The sequence below is a fragment of the Dietzia massiliensis genome, from assembly GCF_018390595.1.
GTDB lineage: Bacteria > Actinomycetota > Actinomycetes > Mycobacteriales > Mycobacteriaceae > Dietzia > Dietzia massiliensis.
Genome location: NZ_JAHBAV010000026.1, coordinates 24,921 through 44,378, shown reverse-complemented (window position 1 = coordinate 44,378; position 19,458 = coordinate 24,921). Strand labels below are relative to the sequence as shown.

Sequence of the window (19,458 nt, the reverse complement as noted above, 5' to 3'; positions counted from 1 at the left end):
TCAGACCAGCACTACGCCTCCAAGTGGGGCCAATTCAGACTGGCACACTCACAAGCCCAGCTGACCTGGATCGTCGACGGCTACACGCTGGTACTGGCGTGCCTGGTCCTGCCCGCTGGAGCGATCGGTGACCGCTATGGCAGACGCGCGGTTCTCGTAATAGGCCTGGCGATATTCACCATGGCGTCCGCACTTCCCCTTCTGCTGTCTGACCCGGCCTGGTTGATCGCTGCGCGAGCGATTGCCGGGGCGGGCGCTGCACTGGTAATGCCCTCGACGCTATCGATTCTGACTGCTGGTTTCGCCGCCGTTCATCGCGGCCGAGCAGTAGGTGTGTGGGCTGGAGTCGCCGGCTCCGGAGCAGTGTTAGGCATCCTCGGCGCCGGGGTGCTGCTTGAGCGCTGGTCGTGGGTGTCGGTATTTGTCGGACTGACCGCAGCGGGAGCCCTACTGGCCGCGCTGGCATGCACGATCGCTGAGTCCAGCCAGCATGATCACCCTCCCGTGGACTGGGTGGGCGCGGCGGCAGCTGCAGTCGCGGTTGCGGGAATCGTATTCGCCACGATCGAGTTTCCCGCGCGGGGCTGGGCCGACCCGATCGTTCTCGCCAGCGCCGGGGCCGGTATGTTGGCGACAGCCTTTTTTATCCTGATTGAGCTGCGATCCTCGGCCCCCTTGTTGGATGTTCGGTTGTTCGCCAAGCGCGGCTTCAGCGCCGGCTCGTTGTCGGTGGCCATCCAATTCTTGGTCACTTTCGGGGTATTCCTACTCCTGGTGCAGTACCTGCAACTGATCCTGGGATACGGACCGCTGGCCTCGGCGTTGGGATTGGTGCCGATGACGGTCCCCCTGATCGTGATCTCGGTGATCGCCCCCCGACTGTCACAGCGATTTGGACTACGAGTGATGACCGTCGCCGGTCTGGCGACCATCGCAGTTGGCCTGATGCTGGTCAGCCGGATGACCGTCGACGCACGTTACCTCGACCTGCTATGGCCGCTGTTGATCATGAGCGCAGGGCTCGGACTATGCACAGCCCCAGCGACCTACGCGATCATCGCCGAAACTCCGGAGAGCAAACACGGGGTCGCCGCCGCAGTCAACGATGCGGCCCGCGAGATCGGCGCTGCGATGGGGATCGCAGTGGCCGGCAGCGTGCTGGCCGCCGGATACACCCGCCACATCCAACCCGCCCTGCCTCAGTTACCCGAACCTGCCCGCGGTCCGGTCTCCGACTCCCTGGCCGCCGCCCTAGAGATCGCCGCACAAGCCGGACCAATGGCGCAACCATTGGTCGACTACGCCAAAGAGGCATTTGTCAACGGCAGCAGTCAGGCCACACTTACGTTGGCAATCCTCACCGCCGCAGCCGCAGTCTTGCTAGCGATCCTTGCCCCGGGCACTGCTCCGCGTGACCACAAGACCACGGCCAGTTCCACAGCACCGGCACACCGGGACAGCGTCGGATAGGTGGCCCGTCCGGCTTCCGGCTGCACTGACTCGTGCCTGGAGAAACTGCGCAAGGTCAGCAAGAACCGCGGTCCCTCCCGAGTGCCGAATCTCGGCGGTCGAGCTGCTGTGGCTAGCGATACCCACCATCTTCAGGGCGGGGTCAGTGGCTGGTGTGTGGCTTTCGCCGTTATATGGCGGGGTTCTGTCGACGCTCTGTGGCGGCATCTGCTCATGGCGATACACGCGAGCACCGGTCTGGTCACAGATAGCGGCAGACGGTCGTGGTGTCGCATTTGGTGGGATCGCTGGTGGTGGCACTGTGGTGAAGGTGCGCGACGGTGTGTCGCAGTGCTTGCAGGTCGGCGATTTGGCGGTCCAGGTCGCCCAGGTGGGCTTCGAGCAGGGCGTGCACGTGCTGGCAGGGTGCGACTCCGGCGTCGCGGATGTCGAGGATCTCGCGAATCTGGGCCAGGGTGAGCCCAGCGGTGCGGCCGCGGCGAACGAAGTCCAGGCGCGCCAGGGCCGCAGGGGTGTAGTCGCGGTATCCGTTGGCGGTGCGCTCAGGCGCAGGTAGCAGGCCGGCTTCTTCGTAGAAGCGCAGCGTCTTGGTTGTGGTTCCGCTGGCCACGGCCAACTCACCGATGCGCACAGTGGCCCCTATCTCGGCTCTCGTCCATGTTCTCCTTGACCTTCCCCTGCGCTGGAACGTCCACTATGGGCGCTGAAGATTGGGCACGCGAAGGAAGGGGCGGAAATGGGTGTGGACTACGACGTCGATCTGGCCGTGATCGGCTCAGGAGGCGCGGCGATGTCAGCCGCTATCGCGGCCAGTCAGGCCGGCAGGAGTGTCGTGCTGGTTGAGCGCGGTGTTCTCGGCGGGACGTGCGTGAACATCGGCTGCGTGCCGTCCAAGACGCTCCTGGCGGCCGCCGGGGCCCGGCACGCCGCGCTCACCAATCCCTTCAAAGGTGCCCCAACGTCAGCCGCACCGGTGAACCTCGGCGATCTGGTGGCCCAGAAGGACTCACTTATCGAGCGCCTGCGTGATGCGAAGTACGCCGATGTGGCCGCCGCCTACGGCTTCGAGGTCCTTTCTGGCCAGGCCGCCTTCCTGGACAGGGAGACCCTGGCCGTCGACGGCCAGGCGCTGCGGGCCCGGGCCTATCTGGTCGCCACCGGTGCCACCCCCGCCATCCCGGAGGTGGTCGGTCTCGACTCTGTGGACCGGCTGACGTCCACCACCGCGATGCAGCTGACCGAGCTGCCTGAGTCCCTGGTCGTTATCGGTGGCGGGTACGTCGGGATGGAGCAGGCCCAGCTGTTCGCTCACCTCGGCACCCGGGTCTCTGTGGTCGGGCGTCTGGCGCCGCACGCCGAGCCGGAGCTGGCCCAGAGACTTCGGGAAGTCTTCACCGACGACGGCATCACCGTGGTCGAAGAGCGCGCGACCACTGTGGCCCGCGAACCAGGCCCCGCAGGAGAGGTGGTGGTGACCACGGACTCGGGCGAACAGGTGCGCGGCGCGCAGGTCCTGGTGGCCACCGGACGCCTGCCCCGCACCGACGGCCTGAACCTGGCCGCTGCCGGTGTGGACGTGGACGAGCGCGGCTTCGTCGTGGTCGACCAGACCCAGCGCACCTCCAACCCGCGCGTCTGGGCCGCCGGTGACGTCTCGGGGGCTCCCCAGTACGTCTACGCCGCCGCCGCCGGCGGTCGGGCCGCCGCGCTCAACGCCCTGACCGAGGACAGGTACCCGCCGGCAGCTCGGGTCGACTACGCCGGCTTTCCTGCGGTCGTGTTCACCCGGCCCCAGCTGGCCTCGGCGGGGTTGACCGAGGACGAGGCCCTCACCCGAGGGCACGCGTGCGACTGCCGCGTCCTGGACCTGTCCGATGTCCCCCGGGCGCTCGTCCAGCACGACACCCGCGGGGCGGTGAAGCTCGTCGCCGACGCCGTGAGCGGCAAGGTTCTGGGCGTGCACGCTCTGGCGGACGGGGCCGGGGAGATCATGCTGGCGGCCACCTACGCCATCAAAAGCGGCATGACCGTCGACGATCTGGCCGACACCTGGGCGCCGTACCTGACCATGAGCGAAAGCCTGCGCATCGTGGCCGGCCTCTTCCGAAACCAGATGCCGACGTCATGCTGCGCCTGAAACCCGCGGCCCCAGCGGGGTGGACGAGGGCTCCCGCGGCGGCCCGCCTGGCACCGTGAATGTGCCTTAAGAACCTACAGGTTGTCAAGACGACTTAGTGAGACTCCGGTGGGTGCCTGTAGCGCCAGGAAACCTGTTCAAAACTGGCCGTAGTCCTGGACGAGATTAAGTGTCTTGACAACCTTTAGGTTTTTAATGCGTTGTCCCAACAGTTCAGCAGACGCTGTATAGTTCAGCAAGTGCTGACTATTGTTTCCCGTATGGATGTGATGAACCGGTTAGGGCGGGCGATGGCCGACCCGACACGGTCCCGAATACTGCTGACCTTGCTACAGCAGCCGACCTACCCGGCGGAGCTGGCCCGGGACTTGGAGCTGACACGGTCGAACGTGTCGAACCATCTGGCATGCCTGCGCGACTGCGGAATCGTTGTCGCCGTGCCCGAAGGTCGCCAGACCCGGTACGAGATCGCAGACCCGCACTTGGCGCGGTCGCTGTCCTCCTTGGTCGAGGTCACCCTCGCGGTCAACGAAAACGCCCCATGCTTGGAGCCCGACTGCTCAGTGCCGGGTTGTCACGCCACGGAGGTGCAGGCGTGATCCTGTCCTCGGCCCTGCAGGCGATCGGCCTGTTCATTGCCACCAATATCGACGACATCATCGTTCTGTCGCTGTTCTTCGCCCGCGGCGCCGGCCAACGCGGCACCACCGCACGCATCCTGGTCGGCCAGTACCTCGGCTTCATCGGCATCCTCGGCGCCGCAGTGCTCGTCTCCCTGGGCGCGGGAGCCTTCCTGCCCCCGCAGGCCATCCCTTACTTCGGGCTGATCCCACTCGGCTTGGGACTGTGGGCCGCGTGGCAGGCCTGGCGCGGGGACGATGATGACGACGACGCAAAGATCGAGGGCAAGAACGTCGCCGTGTGGACCGTGGCCGGCGTAACCTTCGCCAACGGCGGCGACAACATCGGCGTCTACGTCCCCGTCTTTCTCAACGTGGGCCCGGGAGCCGTAGTCGCCTACTGCATCGTGTTCCTAGTGCTGGTGGCAGGACTGGTGGGCCTGGCCAAGTTCGTCGCCACCCGCCGACCGATCGCCGAAGTCCTAGAGCGCTGGGAACACATCCTGTTCCCGACAGTCCTGATCGGCCTGGGCGCGTTCATCCTGATCAGCGGCGGAGCATTCGGACTCTGACAAAACCGACGCAAACCCCACCACGCACCCGTGAACCGCCGACTCGCTCTAATTCTTCCGGCCAGAACGCCCGATTGGTACGTCGCCGCCAAGAAGTAGCCACAGAAGACCGCCACAGAGCGATCAAGTCCACACGAACTGGCCCCTGTGACACAGCAGCGATGGTTGGCGGCCTCTCGTCCCGTACGGGTGTACCCCAACAGATCGACTTTCGTTCGATGGTGTCGGAGGGTCCGATCTGCTTCACCAGGCCCTCTCGAGCTTCCGGTGCCCGCGACCAAGCGCCCCGCGCAGCGAAAGCTCCTCGGAGGGCAGGTCGTCGGCGACCGAAAGTGTGGTCGACTCAGAGTGTGGCTTTGGCTGCCATTGTCATGCCTCTGGGCAAGACTGAATTGAGCTGCCCGCCGCATGGGTCTGGTAATTGGGCGCTCCGGGCCGAGACCGACACGCGGAGCGGGAAGTAGCCGATAAAACCCGTGGATAGAGCAGGATCTTTGGCCTCCAAGCGATCTCGATTGTGTCACGGACTAACATTTATGCAGAGATCGACTGGCCCTTCACACATCTCTACACCGAGATCCGAACTGCGCGAGCCAACAAGGGGTCAAGCCTTATACACTCCGACATGCAAACACCAGAGGACAACTGCGGCCCACTTGAACGGGGTAGCGCCTGCATGGGGCTCGACATTTATGACTCAGACGGCAATTTAAATATGCTTAGCATCTCCCAAGGTCTAAGCGTTCCGGGATCCTGGCACACCAATTGGGATAATCCTCAAGGGGATGGTGACGCAATATACTCTCCCAATCAGTGTGTTTCCTACGGAAGACTCGGCGACAACTACGCCGGTCTTGGGGGCGTCGCGGGACCTCTTGGCCGGTGCCAAACGTGGCCCTACCCGGCCGCAAATGGCGGAGAAGCTCAAAACTTTGCCAACGGACGCAACTACTGGCATTTACTTGTCGCCAACGGCTTCGCCAATGTCCCCGATTCTCCCCCAGACGGTTGTGGAACTCCCTAGTCACAACTCTGGCGCCGTCCGAGTTCAAGCCCCTCCGAATTGATCGGCGGCACTCCGCCGCTTCGCCTCCCGCTCCGGGCTCGACGCGTACAGCCACGACTCAGCCTCGCCCGGCCTGACCAGCGCGCGGCCGACCAGGATCACGGCAGCCTGCCTCAGTCCGGCAGCCTCGACCGCGTCCGCGATGTCAGCGAGAGTGCCGCGCAGCTCCACGCGGTGCGGGCGGCTCGCGTTGGCCACCACGGCCACCGGGCAGTCGGCGCCGTGCGTGGGGATCAGCCGCTCAGCGAGTTCGCGGGTACGGGTGATCGCCAGGTGCAACACAAGCGTCGCGCCGGTGGCGGCGAAATTCTCCAACGACTCAGTCGACGGCATCGCCGTCGATCGCGCCTGAACACGGGTGAGCACCACCGACTGAACCACTTCGGGAACCGTGAGCTCCACGCCCAGCTCGGCGGCCGCGGCGGCATAGGCGGGAACACCAGGAACTACATCCCACGGAACGCCCGCCGCGTCGAGTCGGCGAGTTTGCTCGGCGAGCGCCGAGTACAGCGACGGGTCACCCGAGCACAGCCGGACCACCTCGAGACCCTCTGCGTGAGCGGCGACGATCTCGCCGATGATCCCATCCAAGTCCAGATGTTGGGTGTCCACCAACCGGGCCTCGGGTCGGCAGTGGTCGAGCACACCGTCGTCGAGATACGTCCCCGCGTACAGGCACACGTCGGCGGCGGCAAGCGCCGCAGCCGCGCGCAGCGTCAGCAGGTCGGCGGCGCCGGGGCCGGCTCCCACGAAGTGAACGGTCACGAGCTCTCCCCTGTCTCCGAAGTATCAGCCGCAGCGACGAAGGGCTTCACGGCCGCCCACTGCACCACAGCCCGAGCTGGCGCCCAGCCAGTGAACCGGCCGATCGAGTCCGCGTGCTCGACCTGGATCCTGGTCAGCTCCCCGCCGAATTCGGCGCGGGCGTCGACCACCACGCGCTCGGTCTCCAGGGTCACCGCATGCGCGACCAGCCGTCCGCCGGGACGAAGCGCGTCCCAGCACTGTCTGAGCAGGCCAGGGGCCGTGCCGCCCCCTCCGACGAACACCGCATCCGGCCGCGGAAAACCCTCCAAGACCTCCGGCGCACGACCGTGGACGATCTCCAACCCGGGCACGCCGAGCGCGGTCGCGTTGCGCTCGATTCGCGCGGCCCGCCCGAGATCAGCCTCGATGGCGATAGTCCGGCAGGACGGGTGAGCGCGCATCCACTCGATGCCCACCGACCCGGCGCCGGCACCCACGTCCCACAGCAGCTCTCCGGCCGAGGGCGCGAGCCGGGAGAGGGCAGAGGCTCGCAGGTCGCGGCGGGTGAGCTGGCCGTCGTTCTCAAAGACGTCGTCGGGCAATCCCGGCGCCAGCCCGAGCGGGCGAGCGGACGCGTCGGCCACGCATTCCACCGCCAACACGTGCAGGGCGGGAGCCTCGCGGCCAGCCGCCCAGTCGCGCGCCGCGCGGGAAAAACGGGCCTCGGCCGGGCCCCCGAGATCGGACAGAACGGTCATCGCGCTCCCCCCGAAGCCGGCGCCAACGAGTACCGCGGCGACCTCTCCCGGCGTGTGCCGGTCGGCCGAGAGCACCAGCACCCGCCGTCCCGGCGCCAGCTCCCGGGGCAACCCGCGGTGGTCGCGCAGCACCGCCACGGACTCGGCCGGCCACCGCATCCTGGCGCGGGCCAGCGCGACCGAGGACACCGCCGGGAGCACCTCCACCGCGTCCGCGCCGAGCAGGTCGATCAGGGTGGTGCCGATCCCGGCGACCAGCGGATCGCCCGAGGCCAGGGCCACTATCGACCGCCCGCGGAATTGCTCGAGCAGCTCCGGCAACCCGTCCCGCAGCGGCCGCGGCCACGGCACTCGTTCGGCCGTCACGTCGCCGGGAATCATCGCCAGATGACGCTCGCCGCCGAGCACCACATCGGCGCCCAGGACGGCGCGACGGCGGGTCTCGTCGAGCCCCGCCCACCCGTCGCCGCCGATGCCGACGACCACCACCCGTGCGTTCATGACGCGGAACCCTACCGCGACACCTGAGGCGCCCCGGGACAGGCCGTTGGGCTAGCCTGAAGCACCACACAACCGAACAGACCCCACAGCACGAGGTGCCCCACGACCCGCCACAGGCGGAGCGGAGGGGAGAATCAGGGAAGCCGGTGAGAATCCGGCACAGGGCCCGCTACGGTAACCCGGCCTCTCAGACGATCGCGCCCCGCGCGCACGTCCGAGATGAGCCGGGAAGTCCGGAGACCGGCCTCGCGCTGACCAGCCTGGCAGACGAGAGCGGGAGCCCCCATGCCACTGCACTACCCCTTCAGCGCTGTCGTCGGTTCCGACGACATGGCGCTGGCCCTCACCCTGACCGCGGTGTCCCCGGCGGTCGGCGGCGTGTTGATCCGCGGTGAGAAGGGCACGGCCAAGTCCACGATGGTCCGCGCCCTCACCGGGATCCTGCCGGAGGTCGAGGTCGTCACCGGCGACCGCTTCTCCTCCGCACCCGACGACCGCGGCTCCGAGACCCCGGACGGACGGATCCCCCACGACGCGCCCACCGAGCGGCGGCCGGTCCGCCTGGTCGAGCTTCCTATCGGGGTGTCCGAGGACCGCATCACCGGATCACTACACCTGGAGAGTGCGCTCGCCGACGGTGTGACCGTGTTCCAACCTGGCCTGCTCGCCCGCGCGCACCGCGGACTGCTCTACGTGGACGAGGTCAACCTGCTCCACGACCACGTGGTGGACCTGCTGCTCGACGCCGCCGCGATGGGCCGGGTGACCGTGGAGCGCGACGGCATCTCGGTGGAGCACGCCGCGCGCTTCGTGCTGATCGGCACCATGAACCCCGAAGAGGGTGAGCTCCGGCCCCAGCTGCTTGACCGCTTCGGCCTCACCGTGGAGGTGGCCGCGCCCCGGGACCCGGAACTGCGCGCCGAGGTGGTGCGCCGCCGGATCGCGTTCGAGGCCGACCCGGCGGGATTCGTCGCCGCCCACGCCGCCGACGAGGCCGCCGTGCGCGAGCGGATCGCCGCCGCGCGGCGCGTGCTCGACCGGGTGACGCTGACCCCCTGGGCGCTGTCCACCATCGCCCGGGTGTGTGCGGGCTTCGACGTGGACGGCATGCGCGCCGACATCGTCACCGCCCGCACCGCCGCCGCCCACGCCGCTTGGCAGGGCCGGACCCGGATCACCCGCGAGGACATCCGCGTCGCCGCGCGCATGGCACTACCCCACCGCCGCCGCCGCGCACCGTTCGACGCGCCGGGCCTCGACGAGGAGCTGCTGGACCGGCTGTTGGGCGACGACGACGAGCCCGATCCCGACCCCCACGACGAGGAGCCACAGGCCGAGGACACCGGTCCGTCCGAGTCCGCCGACGACTCGAGCAGTGCGGACACCCAGTCCACCGACCAAACCCCGGCCGAGGCCTCGGCCGGCGGGCCCGGCAGCGACGCGACCGAGGGCGGCGGGCACGCTCAGCGGGACAACCCGGCTGACGCCGACGGCAGCCCGGACCCCGACACCGCCCCGGGCTCCGCGCCCGGCCCCGCCGCGCCGCAGCCCGGCACCGTGGCCTCCGCGTCGGAGCCGTACCGGACGCGACTGTTCAGCGTCGCCGGCACCGGCGAGGGTGCGGCCGGTCGGCGGTCGCGGGCCCGCACGAGTAGCGGTCGGCGGGTCGGGGCCGGCGAGTTCACCGGCACGGACCTGCACCTCCCGGCCACGATCCGCTCGGCCGCCCCGCACCAGGCCGCCCGCGGACGCGCGGCCCGCGACGACAGCGCCGCGGGCAATCGCCTCCTGCTCGCCCCCGAGGACCTGCGCTCAGCCGTCCGCGAGGGTCGCGAGTCCAACCTCGTCCTCTTCTGCGTGGACGCCTCGGGCTCCATGGCCGCCCGCACCCGCATGGAGCAGGTCAAGACCGCCATCCTGTCCCTCCTGCTGGACGCCTACCGCCGCCGCGACAAGGTCGGCCTGGTGACGTTCCGCGGGTCCGCCGCGCAGGTCACTCTCCCGCCCACCTCCTCGGTCGACGTCGCGGCCACCCGCCTCGCCGACCTCCCCGCGGGCGGCCGGACCCCACTGGCGGAGGGACTGCTCACCACCGCCGAGGTCCTGCGCATCGAGAGCATCCGCGATCGGCGGCGGCGACCTCTTGTCGTCGTCGTCACCGACGGCCGCGCCACCCACGGCCGGCACGCCCTCGCCCGGTCCCGCACCGCGGCGGCCGGGCTGGCCTCCCTCGGCGTGGCGTCCGTGGTGGTGGACTGCGAGACCGGCCGGTTCCGCATGGGCCTGGCCGCCGAGCTCGCCGCGCACCTCGGCGCCGAGCACGTGCCGCTGGGCGAGGTCACCGCCGAGGGCCTCACCAGAACTGTCGCCGTCCACACTGCCCGCGCGCGCACCTCCGGCCCCCGGAACGAGGTGGCCTGATGCCCCAGGGACAGCCCGAGATCATCCCCGACGACGGTCTGAGCACCCGCCAGCGCCGCAACCGGCCGCTGGTGATGGTCCACACCGGGCCCGGCAAGGGCAAATCCACCGCCGCGTTCGGCCTGGCCATGCGCGCGTGGAACCAGGGCTGGGACATCGGCGTGTTCCAGTTCGTCAAGTCCGCCAAGTGGCGCATCGGCGAGCAGACCGTCATGGAACGCCTCGCCCGGCTGCACGCCGAGACGGGAGAGGGCGGGCCGGTCGAATGGCACAAGATGGGCTCGGGGTGGTCGTGGTCGCGCAAGGGCGGCACCGAGGACGACCACGCCGCCGACGCCGCCGAGGGCTGGGCCGAGATCAAGCGTCGCCTCGCCACCGAGCGGCACGACCTGTACCTGCTCGACGAGTTCACCTATCCCATGAAGTGGGGCTGGGTGGACGTCGACGACGTGGTGGAGACGCTCGCCACGCGACCCGGGCGGCAGCACGTGGTGATCACCGGCCGCGACGCCGACCCCCGCCTGCTCGAGGTGGCCGACCTGGTGACCGAGATGACCAAGGTCAAGCACCCCATGGACGCCGGGCAGAAGGGGCAGCGGGGCATCGAATGGTGACCGAACTCCCGCGCCTGGTGGTGGCCGCGCCGGCGTCCGGGCACGGCAAGACCACCGTGGCCACCGGCCTCATGGCCGCGCTGCGCCGCTCCGGCCTGCGCGTGTCCGGCCACAAGGTGGGGCCCGACTACATCGACCCCGGCTACCACGCGCTGGCCACCGGCCGGCCCGGCCGCAATCTCGACCCGCACCTCGTGGGCGACGAGCGCATCGTCCCGCTGCTCCGGCACGGCGCGCGGGACGCCGGCCGCACCGCGGACATCGCCGTGATCGAGGGCGTGATGGGCCTGTACGACGGGCACATCGGCGGCGACGGATTCGCCTCCACCGCCCACGTCGCCCGCCTCACCGACTCCCCAGTGGTGCTGGTGGTGGACATCTCGCACGCCTCCCGCAGCATCGCCGCCGTGGTGATGGGCATGGCCGCATACGGCCCTGACCTGCGCATCGCCGGCGTGGTGCTCAACAAGGCCGGCTCGGTCCGCCACTCCGACGAGGTCCGCCGCGCGCTCGCCCCGCTCGGCATCCCGGTGTTGGGCGTCCTCCAGCGCGACGACGACGTCACCGCCCCCTCCCGCCACCTCGGCCTGGTCCCCGCCGCCGAACGCCCGGAGGCCGCGCGGTCGCTGGACCACCTCGCCGCGAAGGTCGCCGAGGCGATCGACCTCGAGGCCGTGGTGCGCATCGCGCGCTCCGCGCCGGCGTTGGCGGGCCCTGCGTGGTCGGCGCGGGAGGCTGTCGCCGGCGCGGTGGGAGGCGCGGCGGATGGCACGGTGAGTGGCGCGGTCGGTGACACCGCCGTGGGTGGCCGCCCTGGTGAGGGCGACGACGACAACTCCGCGCGTCCCCTCGTCGCCGTGGCCGGTGGCCGGGCCTTCACCTTCCGCTACGCCGAGACGGTCGAGCTGCTCGAGGCGGCCGGCTGCTCGGTCGCGCCGTTCGACCCGCTGGCCGACGAGTCCCTGCCCGACGGGACCGCAGGGATCTACCTCGGTGGCGGGTTCCCCGAGGTACACGCGGGCGACCTCGCCGCCAACGAGCCCATGCTGCGGGCACTGCGCGCGGCGACGTCCGCGGGCGTGCCGACGGTCGCCGAATGTGCGGGCCTGCTGTATCTCTGCCGGAGCCTGGACGGCGTGCCGATGGTGGGCGCGATCGACGCCGACGCCGCCATGGCCCCGCGGCTCACGCTGGCCTACCGGCGCTCGACGGCCGTCGCCGACAGCGTCCTCGCCGCCGCCGGCGCCGAGGTCACCGGGCACGAGTTCCACCGCACGGCGGTCACGCCGACGGCGGGTGCGGACACGGAGCCGCGGCCGACGGGGCAGGGCTCAGGCGCGGGCCCGGGCCCGGGCTTGAGCGCGAACCCGGCGTGGACGAGCAGTGCGGGGCCGGAGGGCTTTGTCACCGGCTCGATCCACGCCTCGTACCTGCACACGCACTGGGCGGGGCATCCTGCGCTGGCGGTACGGTTCGCGGAGCTGGTCCGGGCGTTCGCCGGAGCGCCCCAACCGCCCCGCCGAGCGTCGGGTCGCCGGCCAGCCCAACTCGCCCGGCCCTGACCCCGGTTTGGTCGTAGCCATCGCGTAGATGCGGCCGGAATCGCTCGATGGCTACGACCAGTTCCGCGATGATGACGACCGAACAAGAATGGGCTGGGCATCGACCGGACCAGCGCCCCGGCCGACCGCGGCAAGCGAGGAGACCATGAGAGTGTCCACGACGTCATCACAGCCCACTTCGAGGCCTACAACAGCGAGGACCCGCACCAGCTGGCGGCCGTGCTGCACGAGGACGCGGTCCTACACTCCGCCGCCGGGACGCAGCTCGGGCTCTCCGCCTACCTCGACACCTACCGCGCGATGACCAGCACCTTCGTCGACCGCATGACGCCCGAAGAGATCGAGGTCGACGGCGACACGGCCACCGTCACCATCGTGAACACGCTCACCGCGCGCGCTGACGTGAAGGACTTCATGGGGATGTCGCTCGACGAGGGGCAGGCCATGACGTTGAACCTGAAGGGCCGGTACACCGTGGACGGCGACCGGATCCGCGAGATCAACCTCGAATTGCTCTAGCGGGAGTCGGCCGGGGGCTCCACGACGGGCCAGGCGGTCCGCGACTGACACGACGCGAGACTTTGGTGTAGTTACTGCGATGAACCGGCCGGATTCTCGCAGTAGCTACACCGAAGTTCGCCTAGGAGTTCGCGGCGGACGCGCTGACCCAGTCTGCGGCGGCCGCGGCGTCGTCCACCACCTGCACACCCGGCGCGGGGCCGGGTCGGCGCACCACCACGACCGGCACGCCGAGCTCGTCGGCCACAGCCATCTTCGACCACGTGTGGTCGCCGCCCGAGTCCTTGGTGACCAGCACGTCCACGCCGTGCTCGGCGAAGAGATCGCGCTCGGCGTCGACAGAGTAGGGGCCCCGGCTCAGCAGCAACCGCCACGGCTCGGGCAGCTCCACCTCGGGCGGGTCCACGACCCTGACCAGCGCCTGATGCTCGGCGAGGGGGCCGACGAACCTGTCCAGCGACTGCCGGCCGATCGTGAGGAACGGCCGACGGCCCAGGCGAGAGGCGGTCGCCGCGGCCTCGTGGTGGTCGTCAACCCAGTGCCAGCGGTCGGCCCCCGGGGCCTCGGCCCAGCCCGGACGCTCCAGGCGCAGGAGCGGAACCCGCGCGGCCGCGCACGCAGCGGCGGCATTGGCCGAGATCCCGGCCGCGAACGGGTGGGTGGCGTCGACGACCGCTGTCACGCCGACCTCGATCAGGTATTGCTGCAGCCCGTCGACGCCGCCGAACCCGCCGAGCCGCACGTCGCCCTCCGGCAGCCGCGGCCGCGCCACCCGGCCCGCCAGCGACGACACCGCAGCCACCCCGCGCTCGACCAGCAGGGCGGCGAGCTCGCGGGCCTCGGCCGTGCCGCCCAGGATGAGCACGCTCACCGGCCCGCCCCCGGCGGCAGGATCGGCAGCGGCGGCGGGCCCGAGCGCGCCAACTCCAGGAGCGCATCCAGGTCGAGGTGCTCCTCGGCGAGGTCGCCCAGCAGGTCGAGGCGGCGCTCTCGCGCGGCGGCGAAGCTCACGCCCGAGGGCTCGCGGGTCCGCCCCGACCCTGCCGCGACCTCGGCCAGGAACGCGCCCCGGAACCCGTCCGACTCGAGACTCCCGTGCCACATGGTGCCGAACACCCGCCCCCGCCGGGCTCCGCCGGGGAACACCTCGTCGTCGTCGCCCCCACCGACACCACCGCCGACGCTCACCCGGCCGTGATGGATCTCGTACCCGCTCACCGGCTGGCCCAGCGCGGTCCCGGTCGGCAGGCGCAGCACCTTCTCCGCGCCGAACCGCGTGGTCACGTCGAGCAGCCCGAGCCCGGCGACGCGCGCGCCGGGCTCGCCCTCGATGCCGTCGGGGTCGATGATCTCGCCGCCGAGCATCTGGAAGCCGCCGCAGATCCCCAGCACCGCGCCACCCCGCTCGGCATGGGTGGTGACCGCGCGGTCGAGGCCCCGCGCGCGGAGCCAGGCGAGGTCGTCGAGGGTCGCCCTGGTCCCGGGGACGACGACGAGGTCCGCGCCCGCGAGGTCGCGGGGCTCCGTGACATAGGCGACCTCGACGTCGGCTTCCAGGCCGAGCGCGTCAACGTCGGTGAAGTTGCTGATGCGTGGCAGACGGATCACGGCCACGCGCAGGGCCGCGGTGGCGTCGGCGGCGCGGGGGCTGACCGCGAGGGCGTCCTCGGAGTCCAGCCACAGGTCAGGATGCCAGGGCAGGACGCCGTGGACCGGGCGGCCGGTGAGCGCGCTGAGCTGGTCCAGTCCGGGCGCGAGCAGGCTCGGGTCGCCGCGGAACTTGTTGATCACGAAGCCCGCGACCAGCCGCTGGTCGGCCGGCTCGAGCAGCGCGACCGTCCCGAACAGCGCCGCGAAGACGCCGCCGCGGTCGATATCGCCCACCACAACCACGGGCATGTCGGCGTGGCGGGCCAGGCCCATGTTGACGTAGTCGCTCGAGCGCAGATTGATCTCGGCAGGGCTGCCGGCGCCCTCGCAGATGAGGAGGTCGTACCGGGAGGCGAGGTCGTCGTAGGCCGCGAACGCCGCCTCCGCCAGGTGTGCGCGCCCGTCGACGAAGTCCCGCGAGGACACCGTGCTCGCCGGCTGGCCCATCACCACCACGTGGCTGCGCCGGTCGCCGCCCGGCTTGAGCAGCACCGGGTTCATGGCGGGCTCGGGCTCGGCGCGCGCGGCGAGGGCCTGGATCCACTGGGCGCGGCCGATCTCGGCGGTGGACGGGCACGGCTGGCCTGCTGGGTCCGGCTGGTCCGGGCGACCCGGCTGCCCCGGCCCCGGGCTCCCGGCGACGACCATCGAGTTGTTGGACATGTTCTGCGCCTTGAACGGCGCCACCCTCAGGCCGCGGCGGGCGAACGCCCTGCACAGGGCAGTGGTGACGATGCTCTTGCCGGCATCGGACGTCGTCCCGGCGACGAGTAGGGAGGCCGCCGGGGCGTGCGGGGTGACCCGCTCCCCGCGCGGAGGGCGCGCGATATCCATGTGCTGGGGGGCTCCTCGGCCGGCATGCGCCGACCACGGACGCGGGCGGCGGTCGGCAGGTATCGGGCTCGACCTCGCCCGCGGGGGCGCCGCGGCGCCGAGGGGCGAAAAGGTCACACCGTTGCGGGACAGCCCCGGACTCTCACCGGGTTCCCTGGACCAACGCACAGGATGCTACCGACAGACGCCAGGGCCCGCCTCCCGGGCTGGGAGGCGGGCCCTGTCAGCGGCGCGCGGCGCGGGATGCGCTGCGGCGCGCGTCAGGCGGACGCGCCCCCGGAGCGGGCGGTCCGGCCGATCTCGGCGTCCTCGGTGTACATCGAGGCCTTGCTGGTCTCCGGCGCGAGGATCAGCGAGATAATCGTCAGCACCGACAGGCCCACGAGGTAGTAGCCGACGTAGGCGACCGAGTAGTTCTGCACCAGCCACACCGCGACGAACGGGGTGAGCGCCGCGCCGAGGATCGCGGAGAAGTTGTAGGCCACACCCGAGCCCGTGTACCGGGTGTTGGTGGGGAACAGCTCCGGCAGCACCGCCGACATCGGACCGAAGGTCAGGCCCATGAGCATCATGCCCACGCTGAGGAACAGCAGCATGCGGGTCACGTCCAGGCCCTCGCCGGTGCCCATGGCCTCGGGCTCGAGCCACCAGCCGAAGCTCAGGCCGAAGACGATGATCGCGGCCGTGACGCCGATGAGCATCCGACGGCGGCCGAGCACGTCGGCCAACCAGCCGGCGATCGGGACGAACGCCGCGAACAGCAGGATCGCGATGACCTGGATGATGAGGAACGACTGGTAGCCGTAGCCGAGCCCGCCGGTCTCCTCGCTACCGATCGCGAACGACAGGATCCACGTGGTCATGAGGTAGAACAGGCCGTAGGTGGCCAACATGATGAACGTGCCGAGGATGATCTCCCACCAGTTGCGGCGGAACACCTCGGACACCGGGGTCTTAACGCGCTCCTTGTTGGCGACCGCGCGGGCGAAGACCGGCGTCTCCTCGATGCGCAGCCGCACGTACAGGCCCACGCCGACCATGACGATCGACAGCAGGAACGGCAGGCGCCAGCCCCAGACGAGGAACGGGTCCGACAGCTCCGCGGCGGTGGAGTCGTAGGCGAACCACACGGTCAGCAGCAGGAAGATGCCGTTGGCCAGGATGAAGCCGAACGGTGCGCCGAGCTGCGGCCACATCGCGGCGAACCCGCGCTTGCCCGGCTGCGCCGTCTCCGACGCCAGCAGCGCCGCGCCCGACCACTCGCCGCCGAGGCCGATGCCCTGGAAGAAGCGCAGGATGGTCAGCATCGCCGGGGCCCACAGGCCGATCTGGTGGATCGTCGGCAACAGTCCGATGAGGAACGTCGCGATACCCATCGTGAGCAGCGCGCCCACCAGGGTGACCTTGCGGCCGAGGCGGTCGCCGTAGTGGCCGAACACGATGGACCCGAGCGGGCGGGCGATGAACGCCGTGCCGAACGTGGCCATCGACGCCAGCAGTGCCGTGCTGGCGTCGCCGCCGGCGAAGAACAGCAGCGGGAAGACCGACACCGCGGCGGTGGCGAAGATGTAGAAGTCGTAGAACTCGATCGTGGTGCCGATGAGCGAGGCGAGGATGATTCGGTGACGGGGCACCGGCTCGGCCGAGATCGTCTCGGCGACCGCGGCTGTGCTCCCGTGGGGATCGGTGTTCCCGTCCGGCGTTGCCATGTTCCTCCTAGGTCCGGGTAGCGGGGTGGCTACCGACGACCGCGACAAGGCTAGGCGTCCCGGTGATCTGGATCACCCCGCCCAGCGGTGGATGTGCACGTGGCACAGTGTGGATCGTCATTTTTCTCGCCCGCTGCGCACCGTGTCCAATCCCGGACACGCCGTCGGGTGTACGGGCGGGGGTGTGACGACGACGACCTGGCCGCGGCGCACGGGCTGCGCTACACCGCCCACGCGCTCTGCTACGGGGTCACCGGCTCCGGTAGTGCAGGAACACCGTCCCGCCTCCGAAGAGGCGCTGCTCGGCGAGCTCCAGATCCAGGCGCGCGTCCGGCGGCAGCGCGCGCAGGCCCCCGCCGACCACCTTCGGGACGACGAAGAACAGGAAGTCGCTCACCATTCCCGCGCGGATCGCCTCCGCCGCGGTGGTCGGACCGAAGATCTCCACCTCACCGTCGGCCTCGTCGACGATGCGGCGCAGGGTGCCCGGGTCGAGACGCGGCACCAGGCGGTCGGTGTCCGAGGCGAGGTCCGCGGCCGTCATGGTGGACGAGACCAGGGTGCGGGGGATGGCCTGCCAGCGGCGAGCGAACTCCTGCTCGTCGGGTCCCCACTCCTCGCCCTCGGGTGGGTTCTGCCAGTACTCCATCAGCGCGTAGGTGTGGCGCCCCAGCACCTCGTGGGCGACGGCCTCCATGCGGTCCACGTGGAACCGGAACACCTCGGCGTCCGGCGCGGACCACTGGAAATCCCCGTCCGCGTCTGCCACGTACCCGTCGAGCGAGACGGTCGCGGTGTAGCTCAGCGTGCCCATGGTCGGCCTTTCGCGGATGGCGCGGGGACGATGGGGGCAGCCTAACCCCGGATTCCGCCCCTAGGCTGAGCGTTGACCGGGGTTCTCCACCGAGGATTCGAGGATCGCCTGCAGCAGGCGGGCGCGGTCGTCGAAGTCGTCCCGGCGGGACCCGTAGCGTCGGGACACCTCGCTGCCACGACCGGCGACCACCACCACGTCCGCCGGCCCGGCCACCGCCACGGCGAGGGCCACAGCCTCTCCCCTGTCCGACTCCTCCACGACCTCGACCCCCGCGGCCCCACCCGCGCGGGCCACCGCGGCCTCGCGCGCGCTGGCGAGGACCTCGGCACGGAGGGCGGCCGGGTCCTCGTCCTCGGGGCTCTCGTCGGTGACGATCACCAGGTCGGCGAACGACGCCGCGGTGCGCCCGAGCGGGCGTCTCTTGGTGCGGTCTCGTCCGCCGGTCGCCCCGATCACCAGGATCAACCGCCCGGTCGCCATCGACCTCAGGTGCGGCAGCAGCGCACGCTGACCGGGCTCGTTGTGCATGTAGTCGACGAGCGCGGTGAACGACTGCCCGGCGTGCACCGGCTCGCAGCGCCCCGGGACCCGCGACAACCGGGAGATGCCCTCGGCCGCCGCGCGCGGATCGATGCCGTCGGCGAGGAGACCGGTCAGCGCGACGAGGGCGTTGGGCACCTGGTGCGGCCCCAGGACGTGCAGCCGGACCGGGACGGCCCCGAGCGGCGTCCGGGCGGTGAAGCGCGAACCCGTGCCGTCACAGTCGACGCGCTCGGCGTAGACGTCCGCCCCCACGTCGCGGACCGAGCACGTCCACGTGGGCGGTTCCGATTCCGCGGCGAGCCGGCGCCCGTGAGGGTCGTCGACGGAGACCACGGCCGTGTCGGCGCGCGCGGCCGTGAACAGCGACGCCTTGACCCGGTAGTACTCCTCCATCGTGTGGTGGTAGTCGAGGTGGTCGTGGCCGAGGTTGGTGAACGCCACCGTGCGGAAGCGGACCCCGTCGACGCGGCCCTGGTCGATCGCGCGCGAGGAGACTTCCATCGCGCACGCGGTGGCTCCGCCGCGGACGAACCGGCCGAGGGTGCGCTGGAGCATGGGGGCCTCGGGCGTCGTGCGGACGGGCCGCAGGTCGAGGCCGGCGCCGCGGATCGCGACGCCGGAGATCAACCCGCTGCTCTCGCCCGCCGCGGCGAGGCCGGCCTCGAGGAAGTGCGCGGTGCTGGTCTTGCCGTTGGTCCCGGTGACGCCGAAGACCCGCATCGCGTTCGACGGGCAGCCGTGGAACGACGCGCTGAGCGGGCCACTCACCGCGCGGGGATCGCCGACGACGAGGGTCGGCAGCGTGGCCGTGGTGGTGGCTGCCCGGCAGGGCGAGGTAGGCGTGGCCGGTGGAGACGCTGCGGGAGTCGTCGGTGATGTCGACGACGACGAGGTCGGCCACCGCCCGGGCTGCCGCCC

16 protein-coding genes and 2 riboswitches are annotated in these 19,458 nt (G+C 70.6%); of the genes, 8 read left to right on the top strand and 8 right to left on the bottom strand.

Translation table 11 applies throughout. The annotated features are described in order from the left end of the window. The coding region (locus tag KHA85_RS09175; protein WP_213185555.1) for an MFS transporter at positions 1 to 1,470 on the top strand (1,470 nt) is incomplete at its 5' end. A gap of 241 nt (positions 1,471 to 1,711) precedes the next feature. Here the strand turns inward: KHA85_RS09175 and KHA85_RS09170 are convergent. Then, positions 1,712 to 2,101, bottom strand: a complete 390-nt coding sequence (locus KHA85_RS09170; protein ID WP_007928756.1) for a heavy metal-responsive transcriptional regulator — start codon at positions 2,099 to 2,101, stop codon at positions 1,712 to 1,714. A gap of 105 nt (positions 2,102 to 2,206) precedes the next feature. Here KHA85_RS09170 and merA point away from each other — a divergent pair, with 105 nt between their 5' ends. From merA to KHA85_RS09155, 3 genes are all read left to right on the top strand, one after another. Further along, on the top strand, positions 2,207 to 3,607 hold the full coding sequence (merA, locus tag KHA85_RS09165; protein WP_213185554.1) for a mercury(II) reductase: 1,401 nt from the start codon (positions 2,207 to 2,209) through the stop codon (positions 3,605 to 3,607). A 239-nt stretch (positions 3,608 to 3,846) separates the two neighbouring features. After that, on the top strand, positions 3,847 to 4,206 hold the full coding sequence (gene cmtR / locus KHA85_RS09160; protein WP_033098512.1) for a Cd(II)/Pb(II)-sensing metalloregulatory transcriptional regulator CmtR: 360 nt from the start codon (positions 3,847 to 3,849) through the stop codon (positions 4,204 to 4,206). Next, positions 4,203 to 4,799 carry a cadmium resistance transporter gene (locus KHA85_RS09155; protein ID WP_061917937.1) on the top strand — a complete coding sequence of 199 codons (597 nt, stop codon included), beginning with the start codon at positions 4,203 to 4,205 and terminating at the stop codon, positions 4,797 to 4,799. The genes cmtR and KHA85_RS09155 overlap by 4 nt, the downstream gene beginning before the upstream one ends. Positions 4,800 to 5,847: 1,048 nt before the next feature. Here KHA85_RS09155 and KHA85_RS09150 read toward each other — a convergent pair. Further along, entirely contained in the window at positions 5,848 to 6,630 is a 783-nt protein-coding gene (locus tag KHA85_RS09150; RefSeq protein ID WP_213185553.1) for a cobalt-precorrin-4/precorrin-4 C(11)-methyltransferase, read from the bottom strand. Next, on the bottom strand, positions 6,627 to 7,871 hold the full coding sequence (cbiE, locus tag KHA85_RS09145; protein ID WP_213185552.1) for a precorrin-6y C5,15-methyltransferase (decarboxylating) subunit CbiE: 1,245 nt from the start codon (positions 7,869 to 7,871) through the stop codon (positions 6,627 to 6,629). The genes KHA85_RS09150 and cbiE overlap by 4 nt, the downstream gene beginning before the upstream one ends. A gap of 76 nt (positions 7,872 to 7,947) precedes the next feature. Beyond that, positions 7,948 to 8,134, top strand: a riboswitch (cobalamin riboswitch). A gap of 22 nt (positions 8,135 to 8,156) precedes the next feature. Here cbiE and KHA85_RS09140 point away from each other — a divergent pair. From KHA85_RS09140 to KHA85_RS09125, 4 genes are all read left to right on the top strand, one after another. Then, complete coding sequence (locus tag KHA85_RS09140) at positions 8,157 to 10,292, top strand: VWA domain-containing protein (protein WP_213185551.1); 2,136 nt, start codon at positions 8,157 to 8,159, stop codon at positions 10,290 to 10,292. Beyond that, positions 10,292 to 10,906 (top strand): cob(I)yrinic acid a,c-diamide adenosyltransferase, encoded by a 615-nt coding sequence (gene cobO / locus KHA85_RS09135; RefSeq protein ID WP_213185550.1) that lies wholly within the window; start codon positions 10,292 to 10,294, stop codon positions 10,904 to 10,906. The genes KHA85_RS09140 and cobO overlap by 1 nt, the downstream gene beginning before the upstream one ends. Further along, positions 10,900 to 12,468, top strand: coding sequence for a cobyrinic acid a,c-diamide synthase CobB (locus KHA85_RS09130; RefSeq protein WP_213185549.1), 1,569 nt, complete (start codon positions 10,900 to 10,902; stop codon positions 12,466 to 12,468). Before cobO ends, KHA85_RS09130 begins: the two co-directional genes overlap by 7 nt. Before the next feature lie 93 nt (positions 12,469 to 12,561). Then, positions 12,562 to 12,987: a nuclear transport factor 2 family protein gene (locus KHA85_RS09125; RefSeq protein ID WP_236885433.1), complete on the top strand. Its 426-nt coding sequence runs from the start codon at positions 12,562 to 12,564 to the stop codon at positions 12,985 to 12,987. A gap of 121 nt (positions 12,988 to 13,108) precedes the next feature. Here the strand turns inward: KHA85_RS09125 and KHA85_RS09120 are convergent, their stop codons facing one another. The 5 genes from KHA85_RS09120 to KHA85_RS09100 form a co-directional block, all read right to left on the bottom strand. Further along, positions 13,109 to 13,858, bottom strand: a complete 750-nt coding sequence (locus KHA85_RS09120) for a cobalt-precorrin-6A reductase (RefSeq protein WP_213185548.1) — start codon at positions 13,856 to 13,858, stop codon at positions 13,109 to 13,111. Beyond that, positions 13,855 to 15,471 carry a cobyric acid synthase gene (locus KHA85_RS09115; protein WP_213185547.1) on the bottom strand — a complete coding sequence of 539 codons (1,617 nt, stop codon included), beginning with the start codon at positions 15,469 to 15,471 and terminating at the stop codon, positions 13,855 to 13,857. The genes KHA85_RS09120 and KHA85_RS09115 overlap by 4 nt, the downstream gene beginning before the upstream one ends. Before the next feature lie 37 nt (positions 15,472 to 15,508). Next, positions 15,509 to 15,668: riboswitch (cobalamin riboswitch) on the bottom strand. Positions 15,669 to 15,731: 63 nt separating this feature from the next. Continuing rightward, on the bottom strand, positions 15,732 to 17,180 hold the full coding sequence (locus KHA85_RS09110) for an MFS transporter (RefSeq protein ID WP_236885427.1): 1,449 nt from the start codon (positions 17,178 to 17,180) through the stop codon (positions 15,732 to 15,734). Between the two features lie 250 nt (positions 17,181 to 17,430). Continuing rightward, positions 17,431 to 17,994, bottom strand: coding sequence for a dihydrofolate reductase family protein (locus KHA85_RS09105; protein WP_213185546.1), 564 nt, complete (start codon positions 17,992 to 17,994; stop codon positions 17,431 to 17,433). 60 nt (positions 17,995 to 18,054) lie between these two features. Then, entirely contained in the window at positions 18,055 to 19,308 is a 1,254-nt protein-coding gene (locus KHA85_RS09100; protein ID WP_308936906.1) for a Mur ligase family protein, read from the bottom strand. Positions 19,309 to 19,458: the final 150 nt, after the last annotated feature.